Below are 19,725 nucleotides of genomic sequence, written 5' to 3'. Positions count from 1 at the left end.
AAGTCAGTTTTCCTGTATGCCGGAACCCGGAGTGCTTCGTCGGGAAGGCTGCAGGATGAGGTAGATAACCAACATCAGCGTCAGGCTGGTTACAAAGCGATGATCGATAAATAATGTATCTACCATGCCAATAATAAGCGTCGGCAAGATAAGCAACAGTAACATAGCGTGTGTATGCATGTATCTGATGTTGGCGACGGATATCAACGCAAAGAAAAATACTAATGCGATAATGCCGGCGGCGCCCTGTAAAGAGCCGGCCTCAATGAAATCATTATGGAGGTGGTAGACGATGTTGCGCAGCGCCTCCGGGTTTCCTCCTTCATGCTGTTCGATGTACTGCGTCGCGAGATCCAATCGGTGAGTGGCGCTTTGCCCTTCCGGCGCTTGTTCTATGGCGTGGATGCCAGCTTTCCACATGCTGATGCGTGAGCCGAGCGAAGAATCGCCATTACCTTTTTGATAATTGCTGAGTTCATTGACCGTATTGGTGAGACGCTCCGTCGCCGTAGTAAACAGATGGCAGGCCGCCGCTACCATGAGGGTGATGAGCAGGCCGAATGACAAGATCGTTTTCACCGTCATGTGTTGGCGGCGGCAGAAAAATATCAACAATAACACCGGGTAAATTAATAGAGCTGTGCGCGTTTCTGTCAATAAAATAACCCATATGGTTAATAATATAACGATAACTGTACTTATGGACTTATAGCGCCATGATGTGTTTGTTATGACGTATATCGTTAATAACGACTGCAGCGTGTAAATATATGCGGTAATTGTGGCGACGGTATTGATCTCGAGTCGCATGTCAGGATTCTGGGCGTGAAGATAAATCCCGACTCCTGATGTGTAAAAGAAACCGAATATCAGCAATCCCTTGGAAAAGTTTTTTACGTTCTGACTGAGGCTGTTCTGTAATGAGCCCAGCGTAATAACCAGCACGGCGCCGCATAGCAAGCGCGTCGCGCTGGTCAGATATTCGTTATACGGCGTAATAGTTGCAGGGAAGCGCAAGAGCCAAACTGCCTGGCTTAACCCGATGCAAAATATTGCGGCAGATATCAGTATGGCATCGCGGGAAAGTACCCGGGGCCTGCTGCTTATAAAGGCCACAATGGCAAAAAGTACCGCTAAATAAAACGCATTCCGAGTAATAGTACTATCGGTTAAGCTGGTTGATGCGGCGATAATGGCGAATAAAAAAGAAATGGCAGCCAGATTGGCGGCGCTTAATTTACGAAGCATGCAAAACTCCGCTCTAACTCTTTAACGAAACGGGTGTAGTCAAATGCCCCATTGGCATGGCGCAGAGCATTATTGCTGAGCGTCAGGTAACTGTTTTGTTCAATTATATTAATGATTTGACGTGCGCAATCCTCAGGCGATAAGACTAAAGGCGGCGTCATTTTTTGCGTTACCGTATTGAAAACCTGATGAGGAAAGTCTATTTCTATCCCGGTTAATAAACGATATTGTTCGAAGCTCAGCGTTGGCGCGATACCGATGCCGCATTCTCCATCGGGAATGACCTCAGGTTGCCCATCTATCAGCGGAAAGATAACCGGCACGGTGTGATATAACGCTTCCATGCAGGAGAGTCCGAAAGGTTCCGTCACCGGAGAGCTGATGTAAAAATCGATACGGTCAAAAAATGACGTTAAATCCTGTTGGAATCCCAGAAAATGAACGTATTTCTCAACACCCAGTTTTGTGACTAGTTCACGTAACTTTGCTTCATCAGGCCCTTTTCCGGCGATGTACAGTTCAGCGTCGATACCTTTTTGCCGTAGGGCATTCAGCGTCAGAATAGAAACCCCAATACCTTTCAGTGAGACGAGACGGGAAGCCGTACCTAACACCACACGCGTTGTCGGCGCCACGGTTTTGGGAGAGATCGCGCTTGGCGGCGGTACGCAGTTGCTGACGATTTCTATCGGGCAGGTCAGCTTAAAACGTTCCTCTAATACGCGTTTGGATGCGAAACTGACAGCAATGCAGCCGTCTACTTTTTCGAAAAATCCCAATGTTTTCGCATTCAGCGGGAAACGCCAAGAGCAGCCATGATCGTAATAAATCGTTTTGCTATTGCGTATTTTGCGCGCCAGATTGGGGACGAAATCCCAAAAGATCACCAGGTCGGCCCGCTGTTTTTCGATTTTGCGTAGTAACGCGGATTTACGTAGAAACACCGGATACTTCAGAGTACGGTCATTGATGATGCGGTTGGCAAACAGCAGGGGCGTATCACCCAGTTCACTGGCTATTTCTGGCCCGATTTTATTACTGATGCAAAGTATGCTATCGCTGCCGGCCGTCGCGTTATGTAAGAACTGCAGGAAAATTTTCTCGGCGCCACCCATTTTCTCTAAATTGATTACGTGTAACCGTTTCATGGCCTTGGTTCCTGCAGCAGGGTAAACACTTCGTTTGCTGAAATAGTCTTCATCATGTTGTCCGATGATTTTTTTGCCATTTGGTTCTGCCCGTAACCGCCGATCAATCCCGGATCTGTCGGGCCGAACAGCGTAATGTTCGGCCGATCGAGCGCGGCGGCCAGATGGCTGAGGCCGGTATCCACCGACACCACGCCTTTAGCGCCGGCCAGCACCTGCGCAACCTGCTCCAGGCTGAGTTTCGGCAGCACCTCGACATGCGGGAAGCCTTCCGCCAGGCGCAGCGCGCGCTGGTGTTCGTGTTCGGCGCCCCATGGCAGCTTGATGCGCAGCCCGGTTGGCGCAACCAGCGAGATCAGCTCGCGCCAGTTTTCTTCTGGCCAGTGCTTCTCATCGCGGGTGGTGGCATGCAGAAACACCAGGTATTGCCCGGCATCCGCCGGCGGCTGGCTGAGAAAACGGGCGGCGATGGCATAGTCGCCATAGGTTTCGGGCCTGGCGTAGCCGAGGCTTTTGGCGAACAGCTCGCGGGTACGCTCTACCGCGTGCTGCTGTTTATCAATGTAATGACGATGGTTGTAAAACCAGCTGGCAAACGGTTCGCGCGCGCTTTTACAGTCTTGACCGTGCTTGCTGCCTTTGGCGACGCGGGTCACCAGCGCGGCGCTTTTGATCAGACCCTGCGCATCGATCACCACATCATAATCGCGTTCTTGCAGCTGACGTTTAAAGTCGCAGCGCTGTTGACGGGTTTCACTGCCGAACCAGTTTTTGCGCCAGCGGCGAATGGCGACCGGAATCACCCGATCCACCGCCGGATGCCAGGTGGGGATCTGGCGGAAACCTTCTTCTACCACCCAGTCGAAACGAATGCCGGGGATGGCGTTCATCGCATCCGTCAGCGCCGGCAGCGTATGCAGTACATCCCCCATGGACGAGGTCTTGACGATCAACACCTGCATGGTTATTCCTCGCTGTCGGCCAGTAGCGGCATTAACGCGTCTAACACCTGTTGCGGCTGAATATCGATCAGGCTCTGATGATAGCCTTGGTCGGCATCGCCTTTGCGCACCTTGTGATAGCCGCTAATCAGGCGGATCACCTTGGCCTTGTCCGACAGCGGCGGAGTGAAGTCCGGGCTGCTCGGCCCGTATAAGGCTATCAACGGTTTGTTCAACGCCGCTGCAACGTGCATTAAACCGGAGTCATTGCTGACCACCGCCTGACAGGAGGCCAGCAGGATAACCGCCTGTTCCAGCTGGGTTTCGCCGGCCAGGTTGATACAGTGGCCGCGCGACGCGTCCGCCAGGGCCGTGCGGATCTGCTCGCCGGCCTCGTGGTCTTTGGCCGAGCCGAACAGGGCGATCTGATAGCCCTGGTCGATCAGCATCTGCGCCAGCCGGGCGTAATGATAATGCGGCCAGCGCTTGGCCGGGCCGAATTCCGCGCCGGGGCAGAAACCAATCAACGGACGGGCGTCGGTCAGATTAAAGGAGGCGGTAGTCTCGGCTATCTCTTCATCGCTGACCTGCAGCTGCGGCCATAACAGCGGCTGCGGCAGATCTGTGGCGCTGTGAATACGCTGTTTATCATAGGCCAGCGCCACATAGCGTTGGACCATTAACGGGAAAGCGGCTTTATCCAATACGCGGATATCGTTCAGCAGGCCGTAGCGCATCTCGCCGCGCCAGCCGCAACGTAGCGGCACCTGGGCGAAGAACGGCACCAGGGCGGATTTAAACGAATTCGGCAGTACATAGGCGCGATCGTAACGATTGGCGCGCAGCGTGTGGCCAAGGCGGCGACGCTCGCCGATCGCCAGCGCGCCATGCCCGAGGGGCATCGCCAGCGCCTGATTGACTTCCGGCATCCGCGCCAGCAGCGGGCGACACCAGGCCGGAGCCATGACGTCGATCTCTGCTGACGGGTACTCGGCCTTCAGGGTGCGGTAAAGACTTTGCGACATCATCATATCGCCAACCCAGGAAGGGCCGATAACCAGTATTTTCATACCGTGCAGATTCCCTTCAGCTTAAGCGGTGCGGTTGAGCCAGGCCATGTACTCTTTGACGCCTTCGGCCACGGTTTTAAACGAGGCGTTATAACCCGCAGCACGCAGATTGGTCAGATCGGCCTGGGTATAAGCCTGATAGCGGCCTTTCAGCTTTTCCGGGAACTCAATGTATTCCACCGCGCCTTTCTGGTGGAAGTCCACCACCGCGTCGGCCACCGCCTGGAAGGTTTCCGCTCGGCCGGTGCCGCAGTTGAAGATGCCAGAGACGCCGTTCTGCCAGAACCACAGGTTGACCGCTGCCACGTCGCCGACGTAGATGAAGTCGCGCTTGAAGTTTTCACTGCCGGCGAACAGTTTCGGGTTCTCGCCGCGGCCGATCTGGCCGTTGAGGTGGAAGGCCACGCTCGCCATGCTGCCTTTGTGGCCTTCACGCGGGCCGTAAACGTTGAAATAGCGGAAGCCGCAGATTTGAGAGTCGGCCTCCGGCAGAATTTCACGCACGTACTGGTCGAACAGGAATTTGGAGTAGCCGTAAACGTTCAGCGGCTGCTCGTACTGACGCTCTTCGATAAAGTTTTCACTGCGGCCGCCGTAGGTGGCGGCGGAAGAGGCGTACAGGAAAGGAATCTGGCGATCCAGGCAATAGTGCAGCAGATCTTTGGAGTACTGATAGTTGTTATCCATCATGTACTTGCCGTCCCACTCGGTGGTGGCGGAGCAGGCGCCCTCGTGGAACACCGCCTCAACATCGCCGAAGTCGTCGCCGGCGACGATGCTGGCGATAAAATCTTCTTTATCCATATAGTCGGCAATATCAAGATCGACCAGATTGACGAATTTGGTGCCGTCTTTCAGGTTATCGATAACCAGAATGTCACGATACCCTTTGTCATTCAGTGCCTTAACGATGTTGCTGCCGATCATGCCGGCGCCGCCAGTGACGATAATCATTGGGCTTACCCCTGTTTATTCTGCCTGGTGGGGCACAATACCCCACGCTATATGACGCCTATAATAGCATTTCATATCGTTGCAAACATCGGATGGGCTCCGATAATCCTTAGAAGGAACCACGCTGGCGGTTGCCCGGGCGCTGCCGTGATATCTGCTGCATTTTTCATATTCTCTCCGGCGTATTATCGTCAGTCCGGTTACAAATCAGTAAAATATGTTGAAAATGAGCCAATCCTGGAGATAACAGAATGTCTGCGTCGTTTTATCAGCAGTTGGAACAACAACTTGCCGCCACCCGTGCCGAAGGTTTGTTTAAGCAGGAACGTATTATCACCTCCGCGCAACAGGCCGATATCGCCGTGGCGGACGGCAGCCACGTTATCAATTTCTGCGCCAACAACTACCTTGGTTTGGCGAACCATCCTGCGTTGATCGAGGCCGCGAAAGCCGGCATGGACAGCCACGGCTTCGGTATGGCGTCGGTGCGCTTTATCTGCGGCACGCAAGACAGCCATAAACAGCTGGAACAGAAGCTGGCTGACTTCCTCGGTATGGAAGACGCCATTCTTTACTCTTCCTGCTTTGACGCCAACGGCGGCCTGTTTGAAACCCTGCTGGGGCCGGAAGACGCCATTATTTCCGATGCCTTGAACCACGCTTCTATCATCGACGGCGTGCGCCTGTGTAAAGCCAAACGCTACCGCTATGCCAACAACGATATGAGCGAACTGGAAGCGCAGCTGAAGCAGGCGAAGGCCGACGGCGCGCGTCATATCCTGATCGCCACCGACGGCGTGTTCTCGATGGACGGCGTGATTGCCAACCTGAAAGGCGTGTGCGACCTGGCGGATGAATATCAGGCGCTGGTAATGGTGGACGACTCTCACGCGGTAGGCTTTGTCGGTGCCAATGGCCGCGGCACGCACGAGTATTGCGAGGTGATGGGGCGCGTCGACATTATCACCGGCACCCTGGGTAAAGCGCTGGGCGGCGCTTCCGGCGGCTACACCGCGGGGAAAAAAGAGCTGGTGGAGTGGCTGCGTCAGCGCTCGCGCCCGTACCTGTTCTCCAACTCGCTGGCGCCGGCGATCGTTTCCGCGTCGATTAAAGTGCTGGAACTGCTGGAAGAGGGCGATGCGCTGCGCGACCGCCTGTGGAGCAACGCCCGTCTGTTCCGCGAAAAAATGACCGCCGCAGGTTTTACCCTGGCCGGCGCCGATCATGCCATCATCCCGGTGATGCTGGGAGATGCGAAACTGGCGCAGGATTTCGCCAATGCGCTGCTCAAGGAAGGCATTTACGTAACAGGTTTCTTCTATCCGGTGGTGCCGAAAAATCAGGCGCGCATCCGTACCCAAATGTCCGCCGACCATTCACCGGAGCAAATTGAACGCGCCGTTGAGGCATTTACGCGTATCGGCAAAGATCTTGGCGTTATTGCATAAGGTAAAACCATGAAAGCACTGTCTAAACTGAAAGCGGAAGAAGGGATTTGGATGAGCGATGTGCCACAGCCGGAGCTGGGGCATAACGACGTCATGATCAAAATTCGCAAAACCGCGATCTGCGGCACCGATGTGCATATCTATAACTGGGATGAGTGGTCACAGAACACCATTCCGGTACCGATGGTGGTTGGCCATGAATATGTGGGCGAAGTGGTGGCGATTGGCCAGGAAGTGAAAGGCTTTAATATCGGCGATCGCGTATCCGGCGAAGGACACATCACCTGCGGCCACTGCCGCAACTGCCGCGGCGGCCGTACGCACCTGTGCCGCAACACCGTGGGCGTGGGCGTCAACCGCCCCGGCTCGTTTGCCGAATATCTGGTGATCCCGGCGTTTAACGCCTTCAAGATCCCGGACAATATCTCCGATGAGCTGGCGTCAATTTTCGACCCGTTCGGCAATGCCGTGCATACCGCGCTCTCGTTCGATCTGGTGGGCGAGGACGTGCTGGTGTCCGGCGCCGGGCCGATCGGCATTATGGCGGCGGCAGTATGTAAGCACGTAGGCGCCCGCAACGTGGTGATTACCGACGTGAATGAATATCGCCTGGAGCTGGCGCGCAAGATGGGCGTTACCCGCGCGGTGAACGTCAGTCAGGAAAACCTGAGCGACGTGATGAACGAGCTGGGTATGACCGAAGGGTTTGACGTCGGCCTGGAGATGTCCGGCGCGCCGCCGGCCTTCCGTACGCTGCTGAACGCCATGAATCACGGCGGTCGCATCGCCATGCTGGGGATTCCGCCTTCCGATATGTCGATCGATTGGAATCAGGTGATTTTCAAGGGGCTGTTTATTAAAGGTATTTATGGCCGTGAAATGTTTGAAACCTGGTATAAGATGGCCGCGCTGATCCAGTCCGGGCTGGATTTGACGCCGATCATTACCCACCGTTTCTCGATTGACGAATTCCAGCAGGGCTTCGACGCCATGCGTTCCGGGCAATCCGGGAAAGTGGTGCTGAGCTGGGATTGATGTGCTGACGACAGGGCGGAGCACGCTCCGCCCTGGATTATGACTGCTTCTCTGACGCGCGCGGCCAGCTTGGCCAGTGCTGTTTGATAAAGGTCACCACCGGCGACTGGGCGATGCTTTCGCCAATCACGGCCAGCGCCGTGCCGGCATGTACTTTTTCCTGCTCCTTCGGCGCTTTCACCTTGCACTGCTTGATACCGTTGTTGAACGGGTTTTTCGGCTGCGTCGGACGCGGCGGTTTGCTCGGCGGCATAGCGCTGCCGCCCTGCGGTGCGTTCAGCAGTGAACTCGGCCTGACCAGCACGATATCGGCGGGCAGCGTCGCCAGCATTTGTTTGAGCACTTTTACCGTGGCCGGTCGAGGGTGGCCGATGGCGATGGTGGAGCCGTTACGGCGCGCCAGCGCAATGGCGCGGTTGAACTGGTGGCGGATATCGCTTTCGCTGGCGGTGTCGTCGAGGAATACCCGCCGCTTGATCACCTTGACCCCGGTACCCGCTGCGGCGCGGGTGGCCTGGCTGTTGCCGATGGTCATGCTGTCGAGGAAGTACAGGTTATAGCTTTCCAGCGCCTGCATCACCTTCTGCATGGCCGGCAGGCTGGAGGTCATGGCGCTGCCCATATGGTTGTTCATCCCTACCGCATACGGCACGTTGTTCACCGCATTGCGGATGATGCGCTGCACCTCGTCGTTGCTCATGGACGGCCGCAGGGTATCGCGCTCCAGCGGCTGTTTGCTGAGCGGCTCCATCGGCATATGGATCAGCACCTCGCGGCCCTGCGCATGGGCGCGGGTCGCCATCAGATGGGCATGGGGGGCATTGGGCAGTACCGCCACCGAGATTGGCAGCGGCATTTGCAACACGGCGTTTTCTTCATGAGGCCGGTAGCCGACGTCATCGATCACAATCGCCAGTTTGCCAGCCTGCGCGGCCGCGGCCAGCAACAGGGAACCAATCAGTACGGCGCTTCGTGTTTTGAGGTAGCGCAAATCTATCTTCCCAACCACGGCAGTGGGTTAACGGCCTGACCCTGGCGACGAATTTCGAAATAGAGCGACGGCGTTCCCTGACCCCCGCTGGTACCCACCAAGGCGATAGGCTGGCCGGCGCGCACCTGCGCACCCACGTTCACCAACGCGCTCTGGTTATAGCCGTACAGGCTCATATCACCCTTACCGTGCTCGACCACGACTACCAAGCCATAGCCTTGCAGCCAGTCGGCCATCAGTACGCGACCGTCGGCGATCGCCTTGACTTCACTGCCTTCCGGCGCGGCGATGACTACCCCTTTCCAGCGTAACTCGCCCTGCAGCTGTTCGCCGAAGCGATGCAGGGTGCTGCCGCGCACCGGCCAGTAGGCCTGCCCGTTCGGACGTCCCAGGCCGCCGGTACGCGCCATCAGGGAGCGTTCGCTTTCGCTAGGTTTATAGCGGGTGCCGGTTTTCTTCGCCTGCTGCTCTTTCTTGCGCACTTTCTCGCGTACGCGGGCGGCCTCACGCGCTTCACGCTCGGCGCGGGCGCGGGCTTCGCGTTCGGCGCGGGCGATCTTGTCACGCAGGCGGCTTTCGTTCTGACGCAGTTCGCTCAGGCGCTGCTGATCTTTTTCCAGCGAGCTTTCCAGTGCGCTCAGGGTTTTCTTACGCGCGCTGCGCGCCTGCTCCAGCTTCTGCTGTTGGGCCTGCTGTTCGCTCAGCAGGGACTTTTGCTGCTTTTGCTTGGCGACCAGCGTGGTTTTTTGCTGCGCCAGCTCCGCGCGGGTTTGCTTCAGCTCTTCGATATTTTCCTGACGCGCATCGTTCAGATAGCCGAAGTAAGCCAGGATGCGCTCGCTGCGCTGGCTCTCTTCACCGCTCAGGATCAGCTGTACGGCGCTGTGCTGCCCTTGACGGAATGCGGCGTCCAGCTGTTTGGACAGGATATTTTGCTGTTGGGTCTGCTGCTTTTGCAGCTTGGCGATAGAGGCGTTAAGACCGGAGATGTCTTTGCCCAGAGAATTTAGCGTACTTTGGGTGCTACGTAGGGAACGGCTGGCCTGCGCAATGGTTTTTTCCTGCTGCTTGAGTTTGTCCTGCAGGCTGCTGCGCTGTTGTTGCTGTTGTTTAACCGCTTTTTCTTTCTCAGCGATGCTTTGCTGGATGTCTTTAAGCTGGCTTTTGTTGTCGTCGGCGGCATGGCCGGATAACGGCAACAGCAAGACGCCAGCGTACAACACGCTGGCGCACAGTGTGGTCAACTTCCGTGGTGCAACGCGTTGCGGCAGCAGCTGGCTGCCGGCTTTTGCGCCTCGGGTTACCCTTGATAGTGCAAAATACGCCTTCTCCCTCATGGAGTAGGATTATTCCACGATGAACAGCGGCTTACCAGTCATCTCTTGCGGGATTTTCATTCCCATCAGCGCCAACATGGTTGGCGCAATGTCGGAAAGCTTGCCGCTGTTGACCGCGTGCGCCGGTTTGCCGACGTAAATTAATGGCACCGGCAGGCTGGTATGCGCGGTGTGCGCCTGGCCGGTCTGCGGGTCGCGCATCTGTTCGGCGTTGCCGTGGTCGGCGGTGATCAGCAGCTGTCCGTCGACGCTTTCCACCGCTTTGACAATTTGTGCGATGCAGTTGTCCAGGGTTTCCACCGCCTTGACCGCGGCGTCATAGTCGCCGGTGTGGCCGACCATATCGCCGTTGGGGTAGTTGCAGATGATGGCGTCATATTTCCCGCTGTGAATGGCGCCCAGCAGTTTCTCGGTCAGCTCCGCCGAGCTCATTTCCGGCTGCAGGTCATAGGTGGCTACCTGCGGCGAGTTAATCAGAATGCGATCTTCACCGGCGAACGGTTGTTCCACGCCGCCGTTGTAGAAGAAGGTGACGTGGGCGTATTTTTCGGTTTCGGAGATGCGCAGCTGGGTTTTGTCGTGCTTCATCAGCCATTCGCCAAAGGTGTTGGTCAGCGCTGTCGGCGGGTAGGCGCAGGCGGTGTCGATATCGGCGGCGTATTCGGTCAGCATCACGAAATCGGCGAACTGCACCACTCTGGCGCGCGGGAAACCGTTAAAATCGGCGTCGACAAAGGCGCGGGCGATCTGGCGCGCGCGGTCGGCGCGGAAGTTCATGAAAATCAGCGCATCGCCATCCTGCATGGCGGCGCTGGCTTCGCCGGCGGCCTGAATGACCGTGGGTTTGACGAACTCGTCGTTTTCATCGCGGACGTAGGCGGCCTGCAGCGCGGCGCCGGCGCTGTCGGCGTTAAACTCGCCTTTGGCGTCGGTCAGCAGGTCGTAGGCCAGCTGCACGCGGTCCCAGCGGTTGTCGCGGTCCATGGCGAAATAGCGACCGATGACGGAGGCGATACGGCCGACGCCCAGCTGCTCGAACGCCTCGCTAAAACGCTGCAGGGAGGCATCGGCGCTGCGCGGCGGCGTGTCGCGGCCGTCCAGGAATGCGTGCAGGTACACGGCGCTGGCGCCGCGTTGTGCGGCCAGCTTCACCATCGCCAGAATATGCTCTTCATGGCTGTGGACGCCGCCCGGCGACAGCAATCCCATAATATGCACCGCTTTGCCGGCCTGCGCAGCTTTATCCACCGCCGCGGTCAGCACCGGGTTGGCGTAGAACTCGCCGTCGGCGATCGCTTTGTCCAGCCGGGTCAGATCCTGGTAGACGATGCGGCCGGCGCCAAGGTTGACGTGGCCCACTTCCGAATTGCCCATCTGGCCGTCAGGCAGGCCGACATCCAGCCCGGAGGCGGCGATCAGCGTATGCGGCCGCTGTTGCCACAGCTGGTCCATCACCGGCGTGCGGGCGTTGAGAATGGCGTTGTCCTGCTGCTCTTCACGATGGCCGTAACCATCCAGAATCACCAGCACCATGGGCTTTTTGTTGCTTGACATTGTATTAACCTCGTTGCTGTAAATATGTCAGCCTGAAAAGGGGGTGATAGTAGCGGATGGCTGCGCGTAAAGAGCCCAAAGAGATCAAACTTACGGCGAACAGCCGGCCACTTTTTGTCGTGAGGAAGATAATTTCCCGGCGGCGTCCGCAGTTTCTGCAATCGCGCATGCTAATTGGCTGTAATTGACGCATTCGGCAGGTATACTCTGGAGCCTTGACTTATTTTTCCCTTAACTAACGAGAGTTGTTACGCCTCATGCTGCAAGAAATTATGCCATTCGTTAGCAAGCATCCCATACTGAGCCTGGCTTGGATCGCCCTGCTGGTTGCGGTGATTGTGATGACCTTCAAAAGCCGTTTCTCCAAGGTTAAAGATATCACTCGTGGCGAAGCTACCCGTCTGATTAACAAAGAAAATGCCGTGGTGGTCGACACCCGCAGCCGTGAAGATTTCCGCAAGGGGCACATTGCCAACGCCATCAACCTGACGGCGAGCGAAATCAAAAGCGGCAGCCTGGGCGAGCTGGAAAAACACAAATCCCAGCCTATTATCGTAACCTGCGCCAACGGCACCACGTCGCGCGCGCCGGCGGAAAGCCTGAGCGCCGCCGGTTTCGCCAACGTCAGCACGCTAAAAGACGGCGTTGCCGGCTGGAGCGGCGATAACCTGCCGCTGGTGCGCGGTAAATAATCACGTTTTAACGTCGTAGAGGTGGCTTCCATGGCTAATATCGACATCTACACCAAGGCGACCTGCCCGTTCTGCCATCGCGCCAAGGCGCTGCTGAACAGCAAAGGCGCCGCGTTCAACGAGATCGCCATCGACGGCGATAACGTAAAACGTGAAGAGATGATTGCACGCAGTGGGCGAACCACCGTGCCGCAAATTTTCATCGACGGCCAGCATATCGGCGGCTGCGATGATTTATATGCACTTGATGCGCAAGGTGGTCTGGATCCGCTGCTTTAAGCGACCGGCCATAGTTCACATCAATATTGCTGAGTATCAATAAGGACGTTTAACCAAGGGTATTATCGACATGTCAGAACAAAACAGCACCGAGATGGCTTTCCAGATCCAACGTATCTACACCAAAGACATCTCTTTTGAAGCACCGAATGCACCGCAGGTTTTCCAGCAGGAATGGCAGCCGGAAGTTAAACTTGATCTTGATACCGCATCCAGCCAACTGGCGGACGACGTGTATGAAGTCGTGCTGCGTGTTACCGTGACGGCATCTCTGGGTGAAGAAACCGCATTCCTGTGTGAAGTTCAGCAGGCGGGCATTTTCTCCGTTGCCGGCATTGACGGCACTCAGCTGGCGCACTGCCTGGGCGCGTACTGCCCGAACATTCTGTTCCCGTATGCGCGCGAGTGCATCACCAGCCTGGTATCCCGCGGTACTTTCCCGCAGCTGAACCTGGCACCGGTCAACTTCGATGCGCTGTTCATGAACTATCTGCAGCAGCAGGCAGAGGGCGAAGGTGCCGAACCACATCAGGATGCCTGATGAAAACAGTCAATGCTTCAATGACCGTTATCGGTGCCGGCTCGTACGGCACCGCATTAGCCATTACGCTGGCGCGTAACGGCCACCCCGTCGTGCTGTGGGGGCATAACCCCGACACCATCGCCAAAATGCAGCGCGAGCGTTGCAATCAGGCGTTTCTCCCTGATGTGCCTTTCCCTGATAATCTGCTGCTCGAGGCCGATCTGGCGCGCGCGCTGGCGGCCAGCCGCGATGTGCTGGTGGTGGTGCCGAGCCACGTCTTCGGCGACGTACTGCGCCAGCTGAAACCGCTGTTGCGGGTGGACGCACGTATTGTGTGGGCCACCAAGGGGCTGGAGGCGGAAACCGGACGCTTGCTGCAGGACGTAGCGCGTGATGAGCTGGGCGATGCGGTGCCTTTGGCGGTGGTTTCCGGACCGACATTCGCCAAAGAGCTGGCGGCGGGGCTGCCGACGGCCATTGCCCTGGCGGCGACCGACGAACAGTTTGCCGATGATTTGCAGCAGCTACTGCACTGCGGCAAAAGCTTCCGTGTTTACAGCAACCCGGACTTTATCGGCGTGCAGCTGGGCGGAGCGGTAAAAAACGTGATAGCCATCGGCGCCGGCATGTCCGACGGCATCGGCTTTGGCGCCAATGCGCGCACCGCGCTGATTACCCGCGGCCTGGCGGAGATGAGCCGTCTGGGTGCGGCGCTGGGCGCCGATCCGGCCACCTTTATGGGCATGGCGGGGCTGGGCGATCTGGTGTTAACCTGCACGGATAATCAATCGCGCAATCGCCGCTTCGGTATTATGCTGGGGCAGGGCATGGACGTGAAAGCCGCGCAGGACAGTATTGGTCAGGTGGTCGAAGGCTACCGCAATACCAAAGAGGTGCTGGCGCTGGCACAGCGTCACGGCGTGGAAATGCCGATTACCGAACAGATTTACCAGGTGCTGTATTGCGATAAAAATGCCCGCGAAGCGGCGGTAAGCCTGCTGGGGCGTACGCGCAAGGACGAAAAGCACAGCGCCTGATGTTAACGGCTCATGGCGTTGGGCCAGAGGACGCGCCCTGAAAGGGGCGTCTGTATTATCACGTATTACCTTGCCGCATGCGGCGAGGCGGTTTGTTTTGCAAGTCAGAGCCAGAGAGGAAAACAATGTCGTCAGATGAGTTAGAGCAGGTTTGGAGCAACATTAAAGCGGAAGCGCGAGCGCTGGCTGATTGTGAACCGATGCTGGCTAGCTTTTTCCATGCGACGTTGCTGAAACATGAAAATCTGGGCAGCGCGCTCAGCTATATTCTGGCGAATAAACTGGCGAATCCGATCATGCCGGCGATTGCCGTGCGGGAAGTGGTGGAAGACGCCTACCGTTCCGACGCGCAGATGATCGCCTCGGCGGCGAGTGATATTCTGGCGGTGCGGCTGCGCGATGCGGCGGTGGACAAATATTCTACGCCGCTGCTGTATCTCAAAGGCTTCCATGCGCTGCAGTCTTACCGTATCGGCCACTGGCTGTGGAACGAAGGGCGTCAGGCGCTGGCGGTGTATCTGCAAAACCAGATCTCCGTCGCGTTCGGCGTTGATATTCACCCGGCGGCGAAAATTGGCTGCGGCATCATGCTCGACCATGCCACCGGCATCGTGATCGGTGAAACGGCGGTGGTGGAAAACGACGTCTCCATCCTGCAGTCGGTCACGCTGGGCGGTACCGGCAAAACCAGCGGCGATCGCCACCCGAAAATCCGTGAAGGGGTGATGATTGGCGCCGGCGCGAAAATCCTTGGCAACATCGAAGTGGGCAAAGGTGCGAAAATCGGCGCCGGCTCCGTCGTGCTGCGCCCGGTGCCGCCGCACACGACCGCTGCCGGCGTGCCGGCCCGTATCGTGGGGCGCCCGGAAAGCGACAAGCCGTCAATGGATATGGATCAATATTTCAACGGTACGAATCACGGCTTTGAATACGGCGACGGCATCTGATCGCTGCCGTACCCATTCCCGCCAGAGGCCGCCGACAGTGCGGCCTTTTTATTGTCCGCCGCGTTACTGCTTGAGCAGTGCACCGGCGTAATCCAGCTGTCGCCAGGCTTCATACACCACCACCGCCACCGCATTGGATAAATTCATGCTGCGGCTTTGCGCCTGCATGGGAATGCGGATTTTTTGCCCGGCGGGCAGGGCATCCAGAATATCGGCCGGCAGGCCGCGGGTTTCCGGGCCGAACAGCAGATAGTCGCCCGGCTGATAGCTGACCGCGCTGTGCGCCGGCGTGCCTTTGGTGGTCAACGCAAACAGCCTTTGAGGATTTTCGCTGGCGACGAATGCCGCGTAGTCGGCATGGCGCTTAATGCTGGTGAATTCATGGTAATCCAGCCCGGCGCGGCGCAGGCGTTTGTCGTCCCACGGGAAGCCCAGAGGTTCAATCAGGTGCAGCTGAAAACCGGTGTTGGCACACAGGCGAATGATATTGCCGGTATTGGGCGGAATTTCGGGTTCGAATAAGACAATGTTCAACATGTAAAAAGCCCCTCATGACGAGGGGCGCAGAATAGCAAACATTGCGGGGTACTGTCGCTAGCGGGTGCGCTGTGGTTAATGATCGCGCGCAGGTTTACGCTGGTGCAGCGGCAGCCACAGGATCAGGCGCAGACCGCCGAGCGGGCTGTCTTCCGCCTTGACCCAGCCGCGGTGCTGGGCGATGGCCGCCTCAACGATCGCCAGCCCCAGGCCGGTACCGCCGGATTCGCGGTCGCGCGCTTCATCCGTGCGATAGAACGGACGGAAGATTTGCTCACGGTCTTCCGCGCTGACGCCGGGGCCGTCATCGTCAACCACAATGGTGATGCCCTGATTATCGACGCTGAACGCCACCTCAATGCGCGTATGCGAATAGCGCAGGGCGTTACGTACGATGTTCTCCAGCGCGCTGTCCAGGGCGCCGGCGTTGCCGAATAGCGTCCAGGGGCCAGGCGGCGAGGTGACCGTCAGCTGCTTGCCCATCTGTTCCGCTTCAAAGCCGGCATTGTCCAGCGCATCGGCCCACAGTTCGTTGGCCTTCAGCAACTCGTGCGCCAGCTCGGTTTTCTGTTGGCCGCGTGACAGCGCCAGCAGATCGTTGATCATCGAATCCAGCCGCTGCGCTTCGGTCTCAATGCGCGCCAGCTCGTGCCCCTCGCCGTGGCGGCGGCGCATCAGCGCGGTCGCCAGCTGCAGACGGGTCAGCGGCGTGCGCAGTTCGTGAGAGATATCGGAAATCAGGCGCTGCTGCGCGGTCATCATACGTTCCAGCGCGCTGACCATCTGGTTAAAGCTGGCGCCGGTCGCCAGAAACTCCTGCGGCCCCGATTCCAGCTCCGGGTGCTGTTTCAGATTGCCGCGCGCCACGTCATCGGCGGCGTTTTTCAGCTTGCGCGCCGGCTTCGCCAGGCTCCAGGCCAGCCACAGCAGCAGCGGGGCGCTGATCAGCATGGTGACGATCAGCAGCAGCAGCGGGCGGTCAAACATCAGGTTGATAAAGTCGGACTGCGGGCTGTTGGCCGGTCGGATCAGATAAAGCTGGTAGTTGTCTTCGCCATCGCGCACCGAGAAGGGGCCGACCAGCTCGACGCGACCATATTTTTTCTTCTTGGGGTGATCGGCATTGTCAGACTGGCCGATAAAGTTACGCACGATTTGCATGTCGTTACGCTGCGCGCCAATCACCCGACCCTCGCTGGTCACCAGAATCAGACGCTGGCCCGGCGGCGCCCATTTGTCGATGGCGCGGAACAGGCGGCGCCACCACATCAGGTCGTTGGCCGGGTCCTGCTGCAGCTCGGCCTCGACGTGTTGCTCCAGCATCAACCCCTGCCGCTGCTCGCTGTCCAGCAGCGAGGTCATTTGGCGGGAGTCGAGCTTGGGCACCATCAGCACCAACATCAGCACCAGCGCCAATGTGAACCAGAAAATGGCGAAGATGCGTGCCGTCAAACTGTTGATCATGTTGCAGATACCATTAAATAGCCCCGGCCGCGCAGGGTTTTGAACCATGGATGGCCGTCTTTACGGTCCGGCAGCTTGCGCCGCAGGTTGGAGATATGCATATCGATAGCGCGGTCGAACGGCGTCAGACGTTTGCCCAACACTTCCTGGCTCAGCAGTTCGCGCGAGACCACCTGGCCGAGATGCTGCGCCAGCAGGTACAGCAGGGTAAATTCGGTGCCGGTCAGCTCCAGCACCTGGCCGTCGAAACTGGCCTCCTGACGGCCCGGATTCAGCTGCAGGCCATCGACGTCCAGCGTCGGCGCGCCGCTGTCGACGCTTTGCTGCTGCTCGCTCCAGTTAGAGCGGCGTAAAATGGCACGGATGCGCGCAACCAGTTCGCGATCGTTGAACGGTTTCGGCAGGTAGTCGTCGGCGCCGAGCTCCAGGCCCAGCACCCGATCCAGCTCGCTGCCGCGGGCGGTCAGCATAATTACCGGGGTCTGATGGTGCTGGCGCAGCTCTTTCAGCGTATCGATGCCGTTTTTCTTCGGCATCATGATGTCCAGCAGCAAGAGATCGATGGAGCCGTCCAGCAGCGACAACGCCTGTTCGCCGTCATGGGCCACGACGATGTTAAAGCCTTCCATCTCAAGCAGTTCTTTCAGCAGCGAGGTCAGCTCGCGGTCGTCGTCAACTAACAGAATCTTGTTCATTATGATTTACCTCCTGACGCAAAATACGTCATCAACTGTTGGCATTCCATGACTTTACGTAGTTTTACATGCCCTGACGGATGTTTGCAGCTGCAGCGATACACTGCTCCTCGTTGACTTGCAAAGCGGAATGAACGAGGAGTGAAAATGCGTAAGGTGACCGCATTAGTCATGGCATCCATGTTGGCATCAGGTTCCGCCATCGCCGCTGACGCCATATCGCCTTCCACGCATGATGCAGCAACCAGCAACCCCGGCCAGCATCATATGTTTGATGGCGTCAGGTTGACTGAAAAGCAACGTCAGCAAATGCGCGATTTAATGCGCCAGGCCCGTCACGACCTGCCTGGTGTCAATGTAGCTGAAATGGAAGCAATGCATAAGCTGGTGACGGCAAACAAATTTGATGAAGCCGCCGTGTATGCACAGGCGGAGAAGGTGGCTCAGGAACAAGTGAAGCGCCAGGTCGAAATGGCCCGGGTGCGCAACCAAATGTATAACTTACTGACGCCACAGCAAAAAAGTGTTTTAGACCAGAAGCATCAGCAGCGTATGCAGCAGATGGAGCAACAACTTTCTGGTTTGCAGCAAGCTTCTGCCCAGAAGTGAGTGCGACTGAGTAGTACCCTGTTTTTCCTTGCCATAGACACCATCCCTGTCTTCCCCCCTCATGATGAGGGGGTTTTTTTTGCCCAGAATTCACGAGGCGTTATATCAGGAACATTTTCGTTGTCCGGCAAGGTTCACCACCCTGACGGCGGGGATTTTTTACCCGACATTCCGTTATACTCACCCCACTGGATAGTGAATCGGGATAGGTTATGGAACAGCAATATGCGCGCCTGGTGAAGTCTGCTGCCGTGGCCGCGACCGTGATGGCATCAACCCTGTTGCTGATAAAGATCGTCGCTTGGTACATCACCGGGTCGGTGAGCCTGTTGGCGGCGCTGGTGGATTCCCTGGTCGATATTGCTGCTTCGCTGACCAACCTGCTGGTGGTGCGCTATGCGCTGCAGCCGGCGGATGAGGAACATACCTTTGGTCACGGCAAGGCCGAATCGCTGGCGGCGCTGGCGCAGAGCATGTTCGTTTCCGGTTCCGCGCTGTTTTTGTTCCTGACCGGCTTCCAGCATCTTTATGCGCCCGAAACGCTGCGCGCGCCTGCCGTCGGCATTGTAGTGACGATCATCGCCTTGCTGAGCACTTTGCTGCTGGTTACCTACCAGCGCTGGGTAGTGCGCAAAACCCGCAGTCAGGCGGTGCGTGCAGATATGCTGCATTATCAGTCAGATGTCATGATGAATGGTGCTATTCTTATAGCGCTTGGGCTAAGCTGGTACGGTTTTCAGCGGGCGGATGCATTATTCGCGCTGGGTATCGGTGTTTACATTCTTTATAGCGCGTTGCGGATGGGCTACGAAGCGGTGCAGTCGCTGCTGGATCGCGCATTGCCGGATGATGAGCGGCGCGCCATTATCGAGGTGGTTTCCGCATGGCCGGGTATTAAAGGGGCGCATGACTTGCGTACCCGTCAGTCTGGGCCTACCCGGTTTATTCAGCTGCATCTGGAAATGGAAGATAATTTGCCGCTGATGCAGGCGCATATTTTGGCTGAACAAGTGGAAAAGGCGTTATTGCACCGTTTTCCCGGCGCGGATGTCATCATCCACCAGGATCCGTGTTCCGTGGTGCCTGCGGGGCGGCAGGGGCGTTGGGAGCTATAATTAACGTATCGCAATCGTGCCGGCTCTCATGAGGAAAATGTAAAATTAGCTCAGTGTGCGTTGTTAATTTTTACCTGAATTTAGCGTGACCTGAATCAATT

Annotated in this window: 20 protein-coding genes; 9 read left to right on the top strand and 11 right to left on the bottom strand. The window is 57.4% G+C overall.

What is annotated here, in order from left to right:
• Nucleotides 1-3: 3 nt before the first annotated feature.
• Genes TAN611_RS22815 through rfaD form a run of 5 tightly spaced genes read right to left on the bottom strand, consistent with a single transcriptional unit; the run spans nucleotide 4 to nucleotide 5,361 of the window.
• The gene (locus TAN611_RS22815; RefSeq protein WP_203067031.1) at nucleotides 4-1,248 is read right to left on the bottom strand and encodes an O-antigen ligase; all 1,245 of its coding nucleotides are present in this window, start codon (nucleotides 1,246-1,248) and stop codon (nucleotides 4-6) included.
• A complete protein-coding gene (locus TAN611_RS22810) occupies nucleotides 1,233-2,396 on the bottom strand; it encodes a glycosyltransferase (protein WP_203067030.1) in 1,164 nt (387 codons plus the stop codon). Before TAN611_RS22810 ends, TAN611_RS22815 begins: the two co-directional genes overlap by 16 nt.
• Complete coding sequence (gene rfaC, locus TAN611_RS22805) at nucleotides 2,393-3,358, bottom strand: lipopolysaccharide heptosyltransferase RfaC (protein WP_203067029.1); 966 nt, start codon at nucleotides 3,356-3,358, stop codon at nucleotides 2,393-2,395. The genes TAN611_RS22810 and rfaC overlap by 4 nt, the downstream gene beginning before the upstream one ends.
• 2 nt (nucleotides 3,359-3,360) lie before the next feature.
• Nucleotides 3,361-4,407: an ADP-heptose--LPS heptosyltransferase RfaF gene (gene rfaF, locus TAN611_RS22800; RefSeq protein WP_105233074.1), complete on the bottom strand. Its 1,047-nt coding sequence runs from the start codon at nucleotides 4,405-4,407 to the stop codon at nucleotides 3,361-3,363.
• A gap of 21 nt (nucleotides 4,408-4,428) precedes the next feature.
• Nucleotides 4,429-5,361, bottom strand: a complete 933-nt coding sequence (gene rfaD, locus TAN611_RS22795) for an ADP-glyceromanno-heptose 6-epimerase (protein ID WP_105233073.1) — start codon at nucleotides 5,359-5,361, stop codon at nucleotides 4,429-4,431.
• Between the two features lie 251 nt (nucleotides 5,362-5,612).
• Between rfaD and kbl the strand changes: the two genes are divergently transcribed.
• Together kbl and tdh are read left to right on the top strand one after the other, a co-directional pair.
• Nucleotides 5,613-6,809, top strand: coding sequence for a glycine C-acetyltransferase (gene kbl, locus TAN611_RS22790; RefSeq protein ID WP_105233072.1), 1,197 nt, complete (start codon nucleotides 5,613-5,615; stop codon nucleotides 6,807-6,809).
• A 9-nt stretch (nucleotides 6,810-6,818) separates the two neighbouring features.
• Complete coding sequence (gene tdh, locus TAN611_RS22785) at nucleotides 6,819-7,844, top strand: L-threonine 3-dehydrogenase (protein WP_187043897.1); 1,026 nt, start codon at nucleotides 6,819-6,821, stop codon at nucleotides 7,842-7,844.
• 37 nt (nucleotides 7,845-7,881) lie between these two features.
• On the opposite strand, the gene TAN611_RS22780 is transcribed toward tdh, so the two are convergent.
• The 3 genes from TAN611_RS22780 to gpmM are packed head-to-tail and all read right to left on the bottom strand — an operon-like array spanning nucleotide 7,882 to nucleotide 11,726.
• Nucleotides 7,882-8,835 (bottom strand): divergent polysaccharide deacetylase family protein, encoded by a 954-nt coding sequence (locus tag TAN611_RS22780; protein ID WP_105233070.1) that lies wholly within the window; start codon nucleotides 8,833-8,835, stop codon nucleotides 7,882-7,884.
• 2 nt (nucleotides 8,836-8,837) lie between these two features.
• The gene (gene envC / locus TAN611_RS22775) at nucleotides 8,838-10,172 is read right to left on the bottom strand and encodes a murein hydrolase activator EnvC (RefSeq protein ID WP_105233069.1); all 1,335 of its coding nucleotides are present in this window, start codon (nucleotides 10,170-10,172) and stop codon (nucleotides 8,838-8,840) included.
• Between the two features lie 9 nt (nucleotides 10,173-10,181).
• Entirely contained in the window at nucleotides 10,182-11,726 is a 1,545-nt protein-coding gene (gpmM, locus tag TAN611_RS22770; protein WP_203067028.1) for a 2,3-bisphosphoglycerate-independent phosphoglycerate mutase, read from the bottom strand.
• Nucleotides 11,727-11,983: 257 nt separating this feature from the next.
• On the opposite strand from gpmM, the gene TAN611_RS22765 reads away from it, so the two are divergent.
• The 5 genes from TAN611_RS22765 to cysE all read left to right on the top strand — a co-directional run bounded on the left by TAN611_RS22765 (nucleotide 11,984) and on the right by cysE (nucleotide 15,204).
• A complete protein-coding gene (locus TAN611_RS22765; protein ID WP_105233552.1) occupies nucleotides 11,984-12,418 on the top strand; it encodes a rhodanese-like domain-containing protein in 435 nt (144 codons plus the stop codon).
• A 30-nt stretch (nucleotides 12,419-12,448) separates the two neighbouring features.
• The gene (gene grxC / locus TAN611_RS22760) at nucleotides 12,449-12,697 is read left to right on the top strand and encodes a glutaredoxin 3 (protein WP_015962341.1); all 249 of its coding nucleotides are present in this window, start codon (nucleotides 12,449-12,451) and stop codon (nucleotides 12,695-12,697) included.
• 70 nt (nucleotides 12,698-12,767) lie between these two features.
• Nucleotides 12,768-13,238, top strand: coding sequence for a protein-export chaperone SecB (gene secB, locus TAN611_RS22755; RefSeq protein ID WP_105233067.1), 471 nt, complete (start codon nucleotides 12,768-12,770; stop codon nucleotides 13,236-13,238).
• On the top strand, nucleotides 13,238-14,257 hold the full coding sequence (gpsA, locus tag TAN611_RS22750) for an NAD(P)H-dependent glycerol-3-phosphate dehydrogenase (RefSeq protein WP_187043899.1): 1,020 nt from the start codon (nucleotides 13,238-13,240) through the stop codon (nucleotides 14,255-14,257). Before secB ends, gpsA begins: the two co-directional genes overlap by 1 nt.
• A 125-nt stretch (nucleotides 14,258-14,382) precedes the next feature.
• Nucleotides 14,383-15,204, top strand: coding sequence for a serine O-acetyltransferase (gene cysE / locus TAN611_RS22745; RefSeq protein WP_105233065.1), 822 nt, complete (start codon nucleotides 14,383-14,385; stop codon nucleotides 15,202-15,204).
• A gap of 63 nt (nucleotides 15,205-15,267) precedes the next feature.
• Here cysE and trmL read toward each other — a convergent pair whose 3' ends face one another.
• The 3 genes from trmL to cpxR form a co-directional block, all read right to left on the bottom strand.
• A complete protein-coding gene (gene trmL, locus TAN611_RS22740) occupies nucleotides 15,268-15,741 on the bottom strand; it encodes a tRNA (uridine(34)/cytosine(34)/5-carboxymethylaminomethyluridine(34)-2'-O)-methyltransferase TrmL (protein WP_160029463.1) in 474 nt (157 codons plus the stop codon).
• 75 nt (nucleotides 15,742-15,816) lie between these two features.
• Complete coding sequence (cpxA, locus tag TAN611_RS22735; protein WP_105233063.1) at nucleotides 15,817-17,205, bottom strand: envelope stress sensor histidine kinase CpxA; 1,389 nt, start codon at nucleotides 17,203-17,205, stop codon at nucleotides 15,817-15,819.
• Nucleotides 17,202-17,900, bottom strand: a complete 699-nt coding sequence (gene cpxR, locus TAN611_RS22730; protein WP_015962335.1) for an envelope stress response regulator transcription factor CpxR — start codon at nucleotides 17,898-17,900, stop codon at nucleotides 17,202-17,204. Before cpxR ends, cpxA begins: the two co-directional genes overlap by 4 nt.
• Before the next feature lie 147 nt (nucleotides 17,901-18,047).
• Here cpxR and cpxP point away from each other — a divergent pair, with 147 nt between their 5' ends.
• Nucleotides 18,048-18,509, top strand: coding sequence for a cell-envelope stress modulator CpxP (cpxP, locus tag TAN611_RS22725; protein WP_105233062.1), 462 nt, complete (start codon nucleotides 18,048-18,050; stop codon nucleotides 18,507-18,509).
• A gap of 212 nt (nucleotides 18,510-18,721) precedes the next feature.
• Complete coding sequence (fieF, locus tag TAN611_RS22720) at nucleotides 18,722-19,624, top strand: CDF family cation-efflux transporter FieF (protein ID WP_105233061.1); 903 nt, start codon at nucleotides 18,722-18,724, stop codon at nucleotides 19,622-19,624.
• Nucleotides 19,625-19,725: the final 101 nt, after the last annotated feature.

Origin of the sequence: Serratia sp. Tan611 (assembly GCF_905188235.1) — a bacterium.
GTDB lineage: Bacteria > Pseudomonadota > Gammaproteobacteria > Enterobacterales > Enterobacteriaceae > Serratia_B > Serratia_B rhizosphaerae.
The sequence above is the reverse complement of the archived record's forward strand: the minus strand, read 5'-3'. Positions and strand labels throughout refer to the sequence as shown.

Coding starts and splice junctions, on each gene's coding strand:
- TAN611_RS22815 (WP_203067031.1), bottom strand. CDS start 1,248: ATGCTTCGTAAATTAAGCGCCGCCAATCTGGCTGCCATTTCTTTTTTA.
- TAN611_RS22810 (WP_203067030.1), bottom strand. CDS start 2,396: ATGAAACGGTTACACGTAATCAATTTAGAGAAAATGGGTGGCGCCGAG.
- rfaC (WP_203067029.1), bottom strand. CDS start 3,358: ATGCAGGTGTTGATCGTCAAGACCTCGTCCATGGGGGATGTACTGCAT.
- rfaF (WP_105233074.1), bottom strand. CDS start 4,407: ATGAAAATACTGGTTATCGGCCCTTCCTGGGTTGGCGATATGATGATG.
- rfaD (WP_105233073.1), bottom strand. CDS start 5,361: ATGATTATCGTCACTGGCGGCGCCGGCATGATCGGCAGCAACATCGTT.
- kbl (WP_105233072.1), top strand. CDS start 5,613: ATGTCTGCGTCGTTTTATCAGCAGTTGGAACAACAACTTGCCGCCACC.
- tdh (WP_187043897.1), top strand. CDS start 6,819: ATGAAAGCACTGTCTAAACTGAAAGCGGAAGAAGGGATTTGGATGAGC.
- envC (WP_105233069.1), bottom strand. CDS start 10,172: ATGAGGGAGAAGGCGTATTTTGCACTATCAAGGGTAACCCGAGGCGCA.
- gpmM (WP_203067028.1), bottom strand. CDS start 11,726: ATGTCAAGCAACAAAAAGCCCATGGTGCTGGTGATTCTGGATGGTTAC.
- TAN611_RS22765 (WP_105233552.1), top strand. CDS start 11,984: ATGCTGCAAGAAATTATGCCATTCGTTAGCAAGCATCCCATACTGAGC.
- grxC (WP_015962341.1), top strand. CDS start 12,449: ATGGCTAATATCGACATCTACACCAAGGCGACCTGCCCGTTCTGCCAT.
- secB (WP_105233067.1), top strand. CDS start 12,768: ATGTCAGAACAAAACAGCACCGAGATGGCTTTCCAGATCCAACGTATC.
- gpsA (WP_187043899.1), top strand. CDS start 13,238: ATGAAAACAGTCAATGCTTCAATGACCGTTATCGGTGCCGGCTCGTAC.
- cysE (WP_105233065.1), top strand. CDS start 14,383: ATGTCGTCAGATGAGTTAGAGCAGGTTTGGAGCAACATTAAAGCGGAA.
- trmL (WP_160029463.1), bottom strand. CDS start 15,741: ATGTTGAACATTGTCTTATTCGAACCCGAAATTCCGCCCAATACCGGC.
- cpxA (WP_105233063.1), bottom strand. CDS start 17,205: ATGATCAACAGTTTGACGGCACGCATCTTCGCCATTTTCTGGTTCACA.
- cpxR (WP_015962335.1), bottom strand. CDS start 17,900: ATGAACAAGATTCTGTTAGTTGACGACGACCGCGAGCTGACCTCGCTG.
- cpxP (WP_105233062.1), top strand. CDS start 18,048: ATGCGTAAGGTGACCGCATTAGTCATGGCATCCATGTTGGCATCAGGT.
- fieF (WP_105233061.1), top strand. CDS start 18,722: ATGGAACAGCAATATGCGCGCCTGGTGAAGTCTGCTGCCGTGGCCGCG.